Source organism: Paracoccus sp. SM22M-07 (assembly GCF_001887735.1).
Taxonomy (GTDB): domain Bacteria; phylum Pseudomonadota; class Alphaproteobacteria; order Rhodobacterales; family Rhodobacteraceae; genus Paracoccus.
In genome coordinates, this window is sequence record NZ_JPKW01000028.1 from 1 (window position 1) to 13479 (window position 13479).

The window sequence follows — 13479 nt, forward strand, 5'->3', positions numbered from 1 at the left end:
CCGAAGCCTATATCCTGACCAAGGAAGAGGGTGGCCGTCACACGCCGTTCTTCGCCAACTACCGTCCGCAGTTCTATTTCCGCACGACCGACGTGACCGGAACCGTGAACCTGCCGGAAGGCACCGAAATGGTCATGCCCGGCGACAACCTGAAGTTCGAGGTCGAGCTGATCGCCCCGATCGCCATGGAAGAAAAGCTGCGCTTCGCCATCCGCGAAGGCGGCCGCACCGTCGGCGCAGGCGTCGTCTCCAAAATCATCGCCTGATCGGGCGGCCCGCAAGGGCCATCCGCCACGCGATCATCCGCTGATCCGGAGACGGATATCAGGATGAGGAAGGGCCGCCCCCCGGGGCGGCCCTTTTGCCATGAGACCCGACGTGGTCGCCCCGTTCTGGAAGTTTTCTGAAAGGAGATGCCCGATGGCCAAGTATATTCATTCGATGATCCGCGTGCTGAACGAAGAACGTTCGGTCGCATTCTATGATGTCTGTTTCGGTCTCAAGGTGGCCGATCGCCTGGATTTCGACAGCTTCACCCTAATCTACCTGTCCAATCCGGAAACGGGGACGGAGCTTGAACTGACCGTCAACAAGGACCGCCAAACCCCCTATGATCTGGGCGACGGCTATGGCCATGTTGCGTTTTCCGTCGATGACGTTGACGCCGAACACGCCCGGCTGATCGAGGCCGGATTGGCGCCCCGCAAGCTGGTCGATTTCGCACCTGCAGGCGACGTCATCGCCCGGTTCTTCTTCATTCAGGACCCCGACGGGTACGAGATCGAAGTCCTGCAGCGCGGCGGCCGCTACCAGTGACAAAAAAGGCCCGGCAGTGACAAAAAAGGCCCGGGGAGCGTGTCCCCGGGCCTTCAAATGTCCATTCCGCCGGACTTACATCGTGGCGGCTTGGTTGACGCCACCTTCGGCAATGGCGGTCATGTGCACGTCGCCTTCTTGGGTCTGATCCAGGCATTCCTGCAGGATCTTGCCGTCGCCATCCAGTTCCAGACGGTTGGCAAAGGTCCGGACGCAGCCATAGCCCGCGATCGCATAATGGGCCAGGCGCTGGTATTGGGTGATGATCGCCGCATCGCGCACGTCGTCATCGCCGTAAGAGGCTTCGATGGCATGCTTGCGCGCTTCGGTCACAAGACCTTCCATACCCTTGCAATGTTCGCCGGTCGGGTCGACGCCGTGATCGCTGCAAAGCTGGGCGATCTTGTCCATGCCTTCGGAGATGCCCTTGTTGCCGGCAATCAGGGCCTCGGACAATTCACGCGATTTTGCCGCGCGGCCCATTTCGGTCACGACGGTCATCGACTGCTTGCAGGCCGAGTACAGGTCCTGCAGCTGATCAAGATAAAGGTCTTTCAGCGTGTTCATGGTCATGGCGTTACCTTTCTGTGTTCCCTTTCGGGTGCTGCAGGGACAACGCGATCTTGGGCGGGTCGTTCCACCCGCGGTGCAAAGATCCGGGTCCGCTTGACTTTGGCGGGGGTGCGGGTCAGCAACAGCGCGACGACGCATTGCGAGAGGACGGCATCATGTTCGGATGGTTCGAAAGGCGTATCGACCCTTATCCCATGGCCGAGCCGACGATGCCGCCGGCCACGCTGTTCCGGTTCGTGCTGCATTACAGCCGCGGCGCGATCCCGTGGCTGGTGCTGCTGGCCATCGGGTCGGCCATCATCGCGGTGATCGAGCTGACCCTGTTCGGCTGGCTGGGGACGCTGATCGATCGCCTGGCCGACACGCCGCGTGACCAGTTCTGGGCCCAGCAGGGGGGCACCCTGATGATGATGGCGGTGGTGCTGCTGATCGTGCTGCCGGGGCTGAACCTGGTCACGACGATGGTGCTGCATCAATCGCTGATGGGCAATTTTCCGCAGCGGATCAGGTGGCTGGCGCATCGCTATCTGCTGCGCCAGTCGGTCGGATATTTTCAGGACGAGTTCGCGGGCCGGATCGCGCAGCGGCTGATGCAGACCTCGCTGGCGGTGCGTGAAGTGGCGATGAAGATCATGGATGTCGGCAGCTATGTCGTCACCTATTTCATTGGCGCGATGCTGCTGGCGGCCAGCCAGGACTGGCGGCTTGCGCTGCCCTTCGTCATCTGGGGGGCGGGGTACGGGGTGCTTTTGTGGCAGATCGTGCCGCGGCTTGGTCGGGTGGCGCAGGCGCAGGCCGATGCGCGCAGCCAGATGACCGGTCGCATCGTCGACAGCTATACCAATATCGCGACGGTGAAGCTGTTTTCCCATTCCGACCGCGAGGAACGCTGGATGCGCGACGGCATGGACCGCTTTCTGGTGACCGTTCATGGCCAGATGCGGCTGGCCAGCATTCAGGACGTGGCGCTGAATCTGCTGAACGTCTGGCTGGTGGCGTCGGTCGCGGGGCTGGGGCTGTGGCTCTGGTCGGAGAGCGCGATCGCGGTGGGGGCGGTTGCGGTCGCCGTGCCATTGGCCCTGCGGATGAACAACATGGCGCATTGGATCATGTGGGAATTCGCGGCGCTGTTTGAAAACATCGGCACCGTGCGCGATGGCATCACCAGCCTGTCGCTGCCCCGTCAGGTGCTGGATGCGCCGGGCGCGATGCCGCTGCTGCCGGGTCCGGGCGCGGTCGAGTTCACGAACGTGACCTTCCGCTATGGCGGCGTGGCAGGGGCGCAGCCCATGGCGGTGCTGGACGATCTGACGCTCAGCCTGCGGCCGGGCGAACGGGTGGGTCTGGTGGGGCGGTCAGGGGCGGGGAAATCCACCCTGATCAACCTGCTGCTGCGGTTTCATGACATCGATGACGGACGCATCACCATCGACGGGCAGGATATCGCACAGGTGACGCAGGACAGCCTGCGCAGCGCCATCGGGGTGGTGACGCAGGACAGTTCGCTTCTGCACCGTTCCGTGCGGGACAACATCACCTATGGCCGCCCCGACGCGTCCGACCGGCAGGTGCAGGATGCGTTGCGCATGGCCGAGGCCGACAGCTTCGTGCCCAACCTGTCGGACAGCCAGGGTCGCAGGGGGCTGGACGCGCATGTCGGTGAGCGTGGGGTCAAGCTGTCGGGCGGCCAGCGCCAGCGCATCGCCATCGCCCGCGTGGCGCTGAAGGACGCCCCCATCCTGATCCTGGACGAGGCCACCAGCGCGCTGGACAGCGAGGTCGAGGCCGCCATCCAGTCGCGCCTGGATGTGCTGATGCAGGGCAAGACCGTCATCGCCATCGCGCATCGCCTGTCCACCATCGCCGCCATGGACCGGCTTGTGGTGATGGATCAGGGCCGCATCATCGAGGAGGGCACCCATGCCCAGCTGCTGGCGCGAGGCGGGATCTATGCGCGGCTGTGGGAACGCCAGTCCGGCGGGTTTCTTGCGGCCGAAGACGCATAGGGTCCGCCCCGCGACCCTGCCCGAGCCAGTTCGGCCATGAAAAAAGCCCCGGTCGCGACCGGGGCTTCGTTCGGTGATGGGTGATTTACTGCGCGTCGGCGGTGCGCAGCAGTTCGGTGATCCGGCGCACCGAGGCGCGGCGGTTGTCGCGGATGTCGCCCTGCGAACGGATGCGCAGGAACTGTTCGCCATAGCCCTGCGTCACCAGGTTTTCCGGCGGCACGTCGAAATATTCCGTCAGCGCCAAGGCCACCGATTCCGCCCGGCGATCCGACAGCGCCAGGTTGAAGGCATCGGCACCGACGGTGTCGGTATGGCCTTCGATCATGAAGATCTCGGACGGGTTCTCGGCCACCGAATCCTGGATCACGCGGCCAAGCGATTGCAGCTGGCGGGCCTGATCGGGTCGGATCGCGGCCGAGCCGGTGTCGAAGGTGATCGCGTCGATATTGACGGGCGCCACCAGCGAACGGACCTCGGGGATGTTGCGGATCTGGGACAGGGTGAAGCGACGCTCGATGTCGGATTCGCGGCGCAGGGCTGCGCGCAGCGCGGCCTCGTCCATGGGGGCGTCCGAGGTTTGCACTTCGGCCGGTTCGGGCAGTTGGCTGACATCCACGGGCTGCACGTCGGTCGTGTCGTCGATCAGCTGCGTCGTGGTCCCGTCGGCGGACACCAGCGTGCGGCGCAGCACCCGCAGATCGGCATCGCGGATGGTCACGACGCGGCTGCCGTCCTGGCGCGTCACGATGGTACGCGACGATCCGTCGTCGAAATTCTCGGTCGTGACGTTCGAACCGGGCTGGCGCAGCAATGCGACCTCGTCCTTGATGACCTCTTGGCTGCCATCCTCGCGGGTCACGACAACACGATCGGGGGCGCTGAGGGCGACCTGGCGATTGTTGTTCAGGAAGGACCCGACGGCCAGCGCACCGGCGCCCAGCAGCAAGGCCTTGGTCAGATCGCTGTTGTCATCATCATCCTTGGCGTCGTTGTTCGACGCCGGCTTGGTGTCGCCCGACAGCGCGTCACGCAGGCTGGTCGCGAAGTCCTCCGAGGAGGACCGCGTGCCGTCCTTCGTCACCTTCTGTTCGGTCACCTTGCCCGAACCCTCCGAGGCATTCAGCGCCGCCGCCGACACGGGTGCGTTCTGCCGTGCGGCCTCGCGGGCAGCCTCGGTTTCGCGCGTATCCTCTTCGGCCGCGCGCTCGATCAACTGGCCGGATTTGCCCACGCGGTACATCTGGTTGGCGATATCGGCCAAACGGAAGGCGCCACCCCCGTTGCGTTCGACAACCACGCCGCGTGGCGTGATGGCGCGATCACCATCGGCGCAGGGAAAGCCGCCGCCTTGCAGGCATTTCAGCTGATTCTGCGTCAGACCTGCCTGAACCTCATCCTCCAGAACCGCGGCCAGACGGGGCATCTTGGCGGCACGCGTCGCTTGGAGGTCACCGCCACCGAGGCGAAGCGCGCCATCCTGTGCCTTGCCATTCTGTGCCTTGGGGGCATCGGGCTTCTTGGCGGGCTTGTTCTGGCCGTCTTCCTGCCGATCGCGGTCCTTGTCATCGCCCTTGGCGCCGTTATTCGCGTTGTTGCCCTTGCCCTGGTTGCCGGGTTTGGCCTTGGGCTTGGCGTCGTCCTTGGATGCCTTCTGCGGCTTTTCCTTGGGCTTCTTCTTGGCCTCCTCGGCCTTCAGGGCCTGGCCCAGTTCGTCTTGGGACTCGCGATCACCCTCGGCGCGCTTGTTCGGTCGGTCCGCATCATTCTTGGCGGCGTCTTCCTGATCTTGGGCCGTCTTCTTGACTTGGTCGATGATGGCAGACAGCCCGTCCTGATTCGGGTTCTGATCCTGGGCTGCGGCAATTTGCGGCATCAGCAGCGACAGGCAGGTCACGATGGCCGTGGTATTATGGGTGATCCGGCGCATGGAGGCTCCTTTGCGATCGTTCGCGTAATTCTTGTTGACGGTTTAACAGGCCGTTTGCGGAAGGGTTCCCCAAATCACCGTGACTTGCACGTGATGCAGTCGTGCCATTGCGCCTATGGGCCAAGCCCCCTAATCATTCCTCAAGAGAGAAGAGGAGAGGATCATGCTGGTGAATTTGAAGGCGAAGGATGCCCCCGACCTGGGACGTTTCGATTGGGAGGACCCGTTCCGTCTGTCCGACCAGCTGACCGAGGAAGAGCGGATGCTGCGCGATGCGGCCCGCGCCTATGCGCAGGACAAGCTGCAGCCGCGCGTCATCGACGCCTATCGCGAGGAACATACCGACCCCGCCATCTTCCGCGAAATGGGTGAGATGGGCCTTCTGGGCGTGACCATCCCCGAGGAATATGGCGGGATCGGCGCGTCCTATGTCAGCTATGGCCTGGTCGCCCGCGAGGTCGAGCGCGTGGACAGCGGCTATCGCAGCATGATGTCGGTGCAGTCGTCGCTGGTGATGTATCCGATCTATGCCTATGGCAGCGAGGAGCAGCGCCAGAAATATCTGCCCAAGCTGGCATCGGGCGAATGGATCGGCTGTTTCGGCCTGACCGAACCTGACGCGGGTTCGGACCCTGCCGGCATGAAGACCGTCGCCAAGAAGACCGACGGCGGCTATGTCATCAGCGGGTCCAAGATGTGGATCAGCAACTCGCCCATCGCGGATGTCTTCGTGGTCTGGGCGAAATCCGAAGCCCATGGCGGCAAGATCCGCGGCTTTGTGCTGGACAAGGGCATGAAGGGCCTGTCGGCGCCCAAGATTGGCGGCAAGCTGTCCCTGCGTGCCTCCATCACCGGCGAGATCGTCATGGACGGGGTCGAGGTCGGCGAGGATGCGCTCTTGCCCAATGTCGAGGGTCTGAAGGGTCCCTTCGGCTGTCTGAACCGTGCCCGCTATGGCATCAGCTGGGGCGTTCTGGGGGCTGCGGAATATTGCATGCACGCCGCGCGCCAATACGGTCTGGACCGCGTGCAGTTCAACAAGCCCTTGGCGCAGACCCAGCTGCACCAGCTGAAGCTGGCCAACATGATGACCGAGATCAGCCTTGGCCTGCAGGCCAGCCTGCGCGTCGGTCGGCTGCTGGACGAGGCGCAGGCCGCGCCGGAGATGATTTCCATCGTCAAGCGCAACAATTGCGGCAAGGCGCTGGAGATTGCCCGGATGTCGCGGGACATGCATGGCGGCAACGGGATTTCCGAGGAATACCAGATCATGCGCCACATGGTGAACCTGGAGACGGTCAATACCTATGAGGGCACGCATGACGTCCATGCGCTGATCCTGGGGCGTGCGATCACGGGGTTGCAGGCATTCTTCTGAGCGGCAGGCCCGGGGGCGCGTCGCCCCCCGGACCCCCCGAGGGTATTTGGACAAAGAAGAAGGGCGCAGGAGATGATCCTGCGCCCTTTTTTGCATCTGGTCGGGGGGTCAGACGCCTTCGCCGACGAAGGCCTTTTCGACCACGAATTCCTTTGGGTCGGAGTTGGCCCCTTCGCGCATGCCGAAGTCTTCGAGCACTTTCTTGACGTCCACGTTGAAGGCCAGACTGCCGCAGATCATGGCGCGGTCGGTTTCCGGGCTGATGGGCGGCAGGCCCAGATCCTGGAAGACCTTGCCCGAGGTGAGGTTGTCGGTGATGCGCCCCATGAAGGGTGTCTGTTCACGGGTGGTCGTCGGATAATACATCAGGCGATTGGCGAAATCCTCGCCGTAGAGTTCGCCCAGCAGCGGATCGTGGCGCAGGTTCTGGACCAGCTCCGCGCCATAGGTCAGCTCCTCGGCGGTGCGGCAGGTGTGCATCATGATGATCTGGTCATAACGCTCATAGGTCTCGGGGTCGCGCATCAGGCTGGCGAAGGGGGCAAAGCCCGTGCCGGTCGCCAGGAACCACATGCGTTTGCCCGGCAGCAGCGCGTCCAGCACCAGCGTGCCCACCGGTTTGGGGCGCAGGATGATTTCGTCGCCCGGCTTGATGTGCTGCAGGCGCGAGGTCAGCGGACCGTCCTGCACCTTGATCGAGTAGAATTCCAGTTCGTCGTCCCAGTTGGGCGAGGCGATGGAATAGGCGCGCAGGATCGGCTTGCCGTTATCCCCCGGCAGGCCGATCATCACGAACTCGCCCGACCGGAACCGCAGCGACGCCGGCCGCGTCACCCGGAACGAGAACAGCGTGTCGGTCCAATGCGTCACCGAGGTCACGGTCTGGGCATCGGGAAGCGTCTTCTTGGGGGCAGCGTCAGCCGCGGGCAGATCCAGCGTCATGATATTTCCTGTTCGTTCCGTGTGGCGGAAGGCGGCCTTGCGGCCTTATCCTGCCAGGTTTTCGCGGTGGTCCCATGCCTTCCAGTCGGCGCGGGCCTTCCATTGTTCCTGCGGTTGGCGGGCGGCGATGTCTGCGGCCACCTGAACCTCGTCAAAGCCGACGCGGCGGGCCATGGCGTATTGATCGGCGATCAGCCGGCCCGTGGCGCGCAGCGTGCCCTTGTACCCCAGTTCCCGCAGCATGCGTGCCAGCGTGAAGCCGCGGCCATCGCTGAAGCTGGGAAATTCGATCGCGATCAGCGGGTGATGCATGCGGTCGGGCAGGGCGGCGGGGTCGGTATCGGGGGCCAGGACGATGGGCGCATCCTGGTCCACGGGATGGAAGCCGTCGTCGCGGGCCAGGACGTCCTGGGACAGGGTCTCGTCGCTCATGCCGTTGCCTTTCTGCGGACCATCCGTCCGCCGATGAAGTGAATGCCGCATTCGGTCTTTTCCTGACCGCGCCAGCGTCCCGACCGCGGATCCTCGCCCGGCTTGACGGGCGATGTGCAGGGCGCGCAGCCGATCGAGGGGTAACCCTTGGCGACCAGCGGATGCCGCGGCAGGTTGTTTTCGATCATATAGTCCTGAACGTCCTCCGACCGCCAGTGGGCCAGCGGGTTCACGCGCAGGCGATGCGGGGGTTCGGGTTCGAAGAATTCCAGCTCGGTCCTCTGACCGCCCTGAAAGCGTTTGCGCCCCGTGATCCAGGCATCGTAACCCGACAGCGCGTTTTCCAGCGGCACCGTCTTGCGGAAGTTGCAGCAGGCGTCGGGATTGACCTTGTGCAGCGTCCCGTCGGGGTCGTTCAGCGCGATCTCGTCTTCGCTGGCGGTGATGACCTGCACGTTGGTCAGGCCCAGCCTGGACGCGACCTCGCGCTGGTATTCCAGCGTTTCGGGGAACAGCATCTGGGTGTCGATGAACAGCACCGGCAGCCCGGGGGCGGCGACGCTGATCATATGCAGCAGCACTACGGATTCCGCCCCGAAGGAGGACACCAGCGCCACGCGACCCAGATCGGGGTCGCTGACGGCACGGCGCAGCACCTCGGTTGCGGCATGGTGGCGGTAGCGGTCGTTCAACCGCCCCGCACGCGTGTCCAGGTTGCCGTCAAGCATCGGCCGTTTCCGGATAGAGGGCGGCCTTGAAGGGCGCCTGTCCAAGACGGCGATAGGCGTCGATGAAGCGTTCGCTTTCATCCTGACGCACCTCCAGATAGGCGCGCAGCAGGCGGTCGATGGCGGGGACGACCTCCTCGGCGGGGAAGCCCGCGCCGGCGCGCTGGCCGATGGCCGGGATGTCATAGGCATCGCCGCCAAGCGTGATCTGATAGTTTTCCACGCCCGCGCGGTCCAGCCCCAGGATGCCGATATGGCCCAGGTGGTGATGCCCGCAGGCATTGATGCAACCCGAGATGCGGATGTTCAGGTTGCCGATCTCTTCCTCGAGCCCGACGGACCGGAAATGGTCGGCGATCTCTTCCGCGATGGGGATCGACCGGGCGGTGGCCAGGGCGCAGTAATCCATGCCGGGGCAGGCGATGATGTCGCTGGTCAGCCCGGCATTGGCGGTGGCCAGGCCTGCGGACTTCAGTTCGGCATAAAGCGCGGGCAGGTCCGATTTGTGGACATGCGGCAGGGCCACGTTCTGGTCGTGCATGATGCGGATGTCGGAATGGCCGTAGCGTTCGGCCAGATCCGCGATCAGGCGCATCTGTTCGGCACTGGCATCGCCCGGCGTCTGGCCCGGCGCCTTGAAGGTGACGACGGCGCTGGCATAGCCGTCGACGCGGTGCTGGTGCAGGTTCGTGTCGGTCCAGCTGCGGAAGGCGGGGTTCGCCTGACGCTCGGCTTCAAAACCGTCGGTGGCGGCATTGCGGAAGGCGGGCGCGCGAAAGCGGTCCTTGAAGATCGCAAGCGCATCGCGGTCGGCGCCGTTGAAGTCGCGGCGGCGGGCGATGAACTCCTCCTCGATCTCGGCGCGCATGACGTCGAGGCCCCGTTCCATGACGGTGATCTTGATGCGGGCCTTGTACTTGTTGTCGCGGCGGCCGGCCAGGTTGTAGGTGGCGATGATCGCCTCGACGTAAGGAAGCAGGTCATCCTCGGGCAGGAAGTCGCGGACCACCTGGCCCAGCAGCGGCGTGCGGCCCAGGCCGCCACCGATCCAGACCTCGAAGCCGGTCTTGCCGTCATGTTCCTTCAGGCGCAGCCCGATGTCATGGGCGGCGATGACGGCGCGGTCCTTCTTGCCGCCGGAAATGGCGATCTTGAACTTGCGCGGCAGGAACTGGAATTCGGCGTGATCGGTCGACCAGCTGCGCAACAGTTCCGCATAGGGGCGCGGATCGGCGGTTTCGTCGAAGGCCGCGCCCGCAAAGGCGTCGGTGGTGACGTTGCGGATCGTGTTGCCGCTGGTCTGGATGGCATGCATCCCGACCTTGGCCAGTTCGTCCAGCATGTCGGGAATGTCCACCAGCTTGGGCCAGTTGTACTGGATGTTCTGGCGGGTGGTCCAATGCCCATAGCCCTTGTCCCATTTCTGGGCCAACAGCGCCAGGGTGCGCATCTGGTCGGGGTTGATCGTGCCATAAGGCACCGCCACCCGCAGCATATAGGCATGCAGCTGCAGATAGACGCCGTTCATCAGGCGCAGGGGCCGGAACTCCTCCTCGGTCAGGCTGCCGTCCAGACGGCGGGCGACCTGATCGCGGAATTGCTGGGCACGGTGCTGGACATAGTCGATCTCGACGGGGCGGACATCAAACATTGCTGGCCTCGGCTTGCTGTTCGGCCTGTATGCCGTGGAAATAGTTGGAAGGCCCGCGCTGGCGGAACGCTTCGCGGAAATGGACGGGTTCGGGCCCGTCCGGGCCGCGCCTGGCCTCGACGATATAGGGGCCGACGACGCGGTCGGCCTGGCCGATGGCCTGCAAGAGCGCCAGTTCGGCGATGGCCTCGTCCTCATAGAGCGTCGCCTTGCGCGGATCGGGCGTCCAGCCGTCATCGCACATCCATACGTTGAAGCCTTCGCGCAGATCGTTGGCGGTGATGACGCCGGGCTTGTTTGCCGTCGGGGTGAAGGCTTTGCTCATGACTCGGACCTTTCTGATACTGGTCTCTATATAGAATTTTGTTCTGGATTCTTGCGAGGGGGCGCGCGAAATAAGGATGACCTGACCGGAGGACATGGAATGTCGGAACCTGTTTCCACAGAAAGCGGCGCAGCGCAAATTTCCGTCCGTCTGGACGAGGTGGATCGCAAAATCCTGTCCCAGTTGCAGCAGGATGCCAGCCTGTCTCTGGACCAGATCGCCGAACGCGTGGGGGCCTCCAAGACCCCCGTCTGGAACCGCATCCGCAAGCTGCGCGAGGCAGGCGTGATCCGCAAGCAGGTCGCGATCCTGGACCCCGAGGCACTGGGGCTGGAAGCCTGTTTCTTTGTCCTGGTCCGCACCAGCGAACATGACAAGGATTGGGCAGGCCGTTTCCTGAAGGCCTTGCGCGACCGCCCCGAGGTGGTCGAGGCGCACAGATTGGCGGGTGACATCGACTATATCCTCAAGGTGCAGGTGCGTAACGCCCGTGCCTATGATCGGTTCTATCAATCGCTGATTTCCGAGGTGAAAATCCACAACGTCACCGCGCTGCTGTCGATGGAGGAGATCAAGGCCTCCAGCGCGCTGCCCATCCCCGACCTGTCGCAGAAGGGGGCGTGACGATGGCATGGACGATCTGGCACAAGCCCACCTGTTCCACGTCGCGTTTCGTGCTGAACGCGCTGCGCGAGGCGGGGATCGACGTGACCGTGCGCGATTACATCAAGGACGCGCCCACGGTCGCGGAACTGGAACAGGCGCTGGCCGCCCTCGGCATCGGTCCGCGCGATCTGCTGCGACGCAAGGGGACGCCCTTTGACGAATTGGGTCTGTCGGACCCGTCGCTGGACGATGCGGGGCTGATCGCGGCGATGGCGCGGCATCCGATCCTGATCGAACGACCGGTGGTCTTCGGACCCGGGGTCGCGGTGCTTTGCCGGCCCAAGGAACGCATCTTCGACGTCCTGCCCTAGGGCTTTTCGATCGCGTCGAAGGCGCCCACCGAGACGCCCAGCAGCAGCCAGCGGCGTCCCTCCAGCCCGAAGATCAGGTCGAAGCTGACATGGCGCGGTTGCAGGGGGAAATAGCCGGTCAGGCGCAATTCGCGCCCGCTGTCGCTGAGCTGCGTGTCCAGCAGGACCGGCTCGGCGGTCATCACCGGCAGCAGGTCCAGGCCCTCGGCCCGGATATCGGTGAAAAGGCCCGCCAGGCGGGTCGGGTCATTGGCCTGCGCGAATTCGGGCGCGGCATAGTCGCGAAGGACCGTGTAATTGCCCGTCCAATTGCCGTGGTTCACCGCCGCCAGCACATCGCGGATCAGGGCGGTGGCATAGCTGGGCTCGACCAGGTTGGCAGGGGCGGGATCGTCCTGCGCCAAGGCGCCGGTCCCCGGAAGGACCAGCGCAAGGCCCAGGGCCGCTGCACGCAGCAGCGCCCCCGGTGTGGATATGCGATTGCTTACCACGCGTAGGTGACCCCGATGCGTCCGCCGACCTGGTTGCGGTCGAAGCCATAGGTGACGCCGGCATCAAGCTGGGTGTTCGCATTGAAGCGATAGCCCATCGAGGCCGCCATGGCCGTCGTGCCGTCGAAGGCACCCAGGCTGGTCGACACGGCGAAGGTCTTGTCCTCGGGGACATAGGGCGTGTTCAGGGCCATGGCCATCGCGATGCCTTCCTTGTTGTCCTCGATCGAGGATCCAAGCGAACGCACCCGGCTGTCAAGCTGGGACATCTGCGTGCCGATGGACCGGTCGACCGCCAGGTTGCCCTGCGCGTCCGAGGTCACGATGCCGATCGGTCCCGACTGGGCCGCGGTGCTGGCCTGCGATGCGATGCCCGCCGCGCGATAGGTGTTCTGGCCGTTGCCCAGCACGAATTCATTCGCACGGGTTGCCGACGCGCCGGCCCCGATGGCGACCGAATTGTCGGCGGCTGCCGATGCCTGGTCGCCCATGGCGATCGAGCCTGCACCCAGGGCCATGGCGGCTTCGCCCACCGCGGTCGACCGGACGCCGGTCGCCTGCGCCAGGTGCCCGAAGGCCTGCGCGCGTTCCGCATTCGCGACCGATTGCCACCCTATCGCGGTCGCACCCGGCCCGGTCGCGACGCTTTCGCCACCGACTGCGGTGGTCGAATTGCCGTTGGCGGCGGCGGTGTCGCCGATGGCCAGCGCGTCGACGCCGTTGGCGACGGTCTCGTTGCCGATGGCGGTCGAGAGGTCGCTTTGCGCATCGGCATTTTCACCGATGGCCAGCGAGCGCACGCCCTGCGCGGTGGCCAGGTGTCCGAAGGCCTGCGCGCGTTCGGCGGATGCCATGGATTGCCAGCCGATGGCCGATGCGCCCGGTCCGGTCGCGACGCTTTCGCCGCCGACTGCGGTGGTCGAATTGCCGTTGGCGGCAGCGGTGTCGCCGATGGCCAGCGCGTCGACGCCATTGGCGACGGTCTCGTTGCCGATGGCGGTCGAGAGGTCGCTTTGTGCGTCGGCGTTCTCACCGATGGCCAGCGAGCGCACGCCCTGCGCGGTGGCCAGGTGCCCGAAGGCCTGCGCGCGTTCGGCGGATGCCATGGACTGCCAGCCGATGGCCGATGCACCCGGCCCGGTCGCGACGCTTTCACCGCCGACTGCGGTGGTCGAGTTGCCGTTGGCGGCGGCGGTGTCGCCGATGGCCAGCGCGTCGACGCCATTGGCG

General features: G+C 64.8%; 14 protein-coding genes and 1 pseudogene. 6 read left to right on the forward strand and 9 right to left on the reverse strand.

The annotated features are described in order from the left end of the window. Both tuf and IE00_RS18800 read left to right on the forward strand, forming a co-directional pair. Positions 1 to 266, forward strand: a pseudogene (tuf, locus tag IE00_RS18795) (elongation factor Tu); the annotation flags it as partial. A gap of 154 nt (positions 267 to 420) precedes the next feature. Next, the gene (locus tag IE00_RS18800) at positions 421 to 816 is read left to right on the forward strand and encodes a VOC family protein (RefSeq protein ID WP_072298702.1); all 396 of its coding nucleotides are present in this window, start codon (positions 421 to 423) and stop codon (positions 814 to 816) included. 75 nt (positions 817 to 891) lie between these two features. On the opposite strand, the gene IE00_RS18805 is transcribed toward IE00_RS18800, so the two are convergent. After that, complete coding sequence (locus tag IE00_RS18805) at positions 892 to 1389, reverse strand: ferritin-like domain-containing protein (RefSeq protein WP_072298703.1); 498 nt, start codon at positions 1387 to 1389, stop codon at positions 892 to 894. A 155-nt stretch (positions 1390 to 1544) separates the two neighbouring features. Here IE00_RS18805 and IE00_RS18810 point away from each other — a divergent pair, with 155 nt between their 5' ends. Beyond that, positions 1545 to 3395, forward strand: coding sequence for an ABC transporter ATP-binding protein (locus IE00_RS18810; protein ID WP_072298704.1), 1851 nt, complete (start codon positions 1545 to 1547; stop codon positions 3393 to 3395). 85 nt (positions 3396 to 3480) lie between these two features. On the opposite strand, the gene IE00_RS18815 is transcribed toward IE00_RS18810, so the two are convergent. Then, the gene (locus IE00_RS18815) at positions 3481 to 5325 is read right to left on the reverse strand and encodes an OmpA family protein (protein WP_072298705.1); all 1845 of its coding nucleotides are present in this window, start codon (positions 5323 to 5325) and stop codon (positions 3481 to 3483) included. 163 nt (positions 5326 to 5488) lie between these two features. Here IE00_RS18815 and IE00_RS18820 point away from each other — a divergent pair, with 163 nt between their 5' ends. After that, positions 5489 to 6703, forward strand: coding sequence for an acyl-CoA dehydrogenase (locus IE00_RS18820; RefSeq protein WP_072298706.1), 1215 nt, complete (start codon positions 5489 to 5491; stop codon positions 6701 to 6703). Positions 6704 to 6811: 108 nt separating this feature from the next. On the opposite strand, the gene IE00_RS18825 is transcribed toward IE00_RS18820, so the two are convergent. Genes IE00_RS18825 through IE00_RS18845 form a run of 5 tightly spaced genes read right to left on the reverse strand, consistent with a single transcriptional unit; the run spans position 6812 to position 10781 of the window. Continuing rightward, complete coding sequence (locus IE00_RS18825) at positions 6812 to 7645, reverse strand: ferredoxin--NADP reductase (protein ID WP_072298707.1); 834 nt, start codon at positions 7643 to 7645, stop codon at positions 6812 to 6814. A gap of 45 nt (positions 7646 to 7690) precedes the next feature. Beyond that, positions 7691 to 8077, reverse strand: coding sequence for a DUF934 domain-containing protein (locus IE00_RS18830; RefSeq protein WP_170864217.1), 387 nt, complete (start codon positions 8075 to 8077; stop codon positions 7691 to 7693). Then, positions 8074 to 8805 carry a phosphoadenylyl-sulfate reductase gene (locus IE00_RS18835; RefSeq protein ID WP_072298708.1) on the reverse strand — a complete coding sequence of 244 codons (732 nt, stop codon included), beginning with the start codon at positions 8803 to 8805 and terminating at the stop codon, positions 8074 to 8076. Before IE00_RS18835 ends, IE00_RS18830 begins: the two co-directional genes overlap by 4 nt. Continuing rightward, positions 8798 to 10456: a nitrite/sulfite reductase gene (locus IE00_RS18840; protein ID WP_072298709.1), complete on the reverse strand. Its 1659-nt coding sequence runs from the start codon at positions 10454 to 10456 to the stop codon at positions 8798 to 8800. The genes IE00_RS18835 and IE00_RS18840 overlap by 8 nt, the downstream gene beginning before the upstream one ends. Further along, positions 10449 to 10781 carry a DUF2849 domain-containing protein gene (locus IE00_RS18845; protein ID WP_072298710.1) on the reverse strand — a complete coding sequence of 111 codons (333 nt, stop codon included), beginning with the start codon at positions 10779 to 10781 and terminating at the stop codon, positions 10449 to 10451. Before IE00_RS18845 ends, IE00_RS18840 begins: the two co-directional genes overlap by 8 nt. Before the next feature lie 138 nt (positions 10782 to 10919). On the opposite strand from IE00_RS18845, the gene IE00_RS18850 reads away from it, so the two are divergent. Both IE00_RS18850 and arsC read left to right on the forward strand, forming a co-directional pair. Beyond that, entirely contained in the window at positions 10920 to 11405 is a 486-nt protein-coding gene (locus IE00_RS18850; RefSeq protein ID WP_072298715.1) for an Lrp/AsnC family transcriptional regulator, read from the forward strand. Positions 11406 to 11407: 2 nt separating this feature from the next. Continuing rightward, positions 11408 to 11758 carry an arsenate reductase (glutaredoxin) gene (gene arsC, locus IE00_RS18855; protein WP_072298711.1) on the forward strand — a complete coding sequence of 117 codons (351 nt, stop codon included), beginning with the start codon at positions 11408 to 11410 and terminating at the stop codon, positions 11756 to 11758. On the opposite strand, the gene IE00_RS18860 is transcribed toward arsC, so the two are convergent. Next, positions 11755 to 12249 (reverse strand): hypothetical protein, encoded by a 495-nt coding sequence (locus IE00_RS18860; RefSeq protein ID WP_072298712.1) that lies wholly within the window; start codon positions 12247 to 12249, stop codon positions 11755 to 11757. The genes arsC and IE00_RS18860 overlap by 4 nt on opposite strands. Then, the coding region (locus IE00_RS18865; RefSeq protein ID WP_072298713.1) for a YadA C-terminal domain-containing protein at positions 12243 to 13479 on the reverse strand (1237 nt) is incomplete at its 5' end. The genes IE00_RS18865 and IE00_RS18860, both read right to left, overlap by 7 nt.

Bases quoted from the DNA above. Each gene is read 5' to 3' on its own strand.
- IE00_RS18800 (WP_072298702.1), top strand. From the start codon at position 421: ATGGCCAAGTATATTCATTCGATGATCCGCGTGCTGAACGAAGAACGT.
- IE00_RS18805 (WP_072298703.1), bottom strand. From the start codon at position 1,389: ATGACCATGAACACGCTGAAAGACCTTTATCTTGATCAGCTGCAGGAC.
- IE00_RS18810 (WP_072298704.1), top strand. From the start codon at position 1,545: ATGTTCGGATGGTTCGAAAGGCGTATCGACCCTTATCCCATGGCCGAG.
- IE00_RS18815 (WP_072298705.1), bottom strand. From the start codon at position 5,325: ATGCGCCGGATCACCCATAATACCACGGCCATCGTGACCTGCCTGTCG.
- IE00_RS18820 (WP_072298706.1), top strand. From the start codon at position 5,489: ATGCTGGTGAATTTGAAGGCGAAGGATGCCCCCGACCTGGGACGTTTC.
- IE00_RS18825 (WP_072298707.1), bottom strand. From the start codon at position 7,645: ATGACGCTGGATCTGCCCGCGGCTGACGCTGCCCCCAAGAAGACGCTT.
- IE00_RS18830 (WP_170864217.1), bottom strand. From the start codon at position 8,077: ATGAGCGACGAGACCCTGTCCCAGGACGTCCTGGCCCGCGACGACGGC.
- IE00_RS18835 (WP_072298708.1), bottom strand. From the start codon at position 8,805: ATGCTTGACGGCAACCTGGACACGCGTGCGGGGCGGTTGAACGACCGC.
- IE00_RS18840 (WP_072298709.1), bottom strand. From the start codon at position 10,456: ATGTTTGATGTCCGCCCCGTCGAGATCGACTATGTCCAGCACCGTGCC.
- IE00_RS18845 (WP_072298710.1), bottom strand. From the start codon at position 10,781: ATGAGCAAAGCCTTCACCCCGACGGCAAACAAGCCCGGCGTCATCACC.
- arsC (WP_072298711.1), top strand. From the start codon at position 11,408: ATGGCATGGACGATCTGGCACAAGCCCACCTGTTCCACGTCGCGTTTC.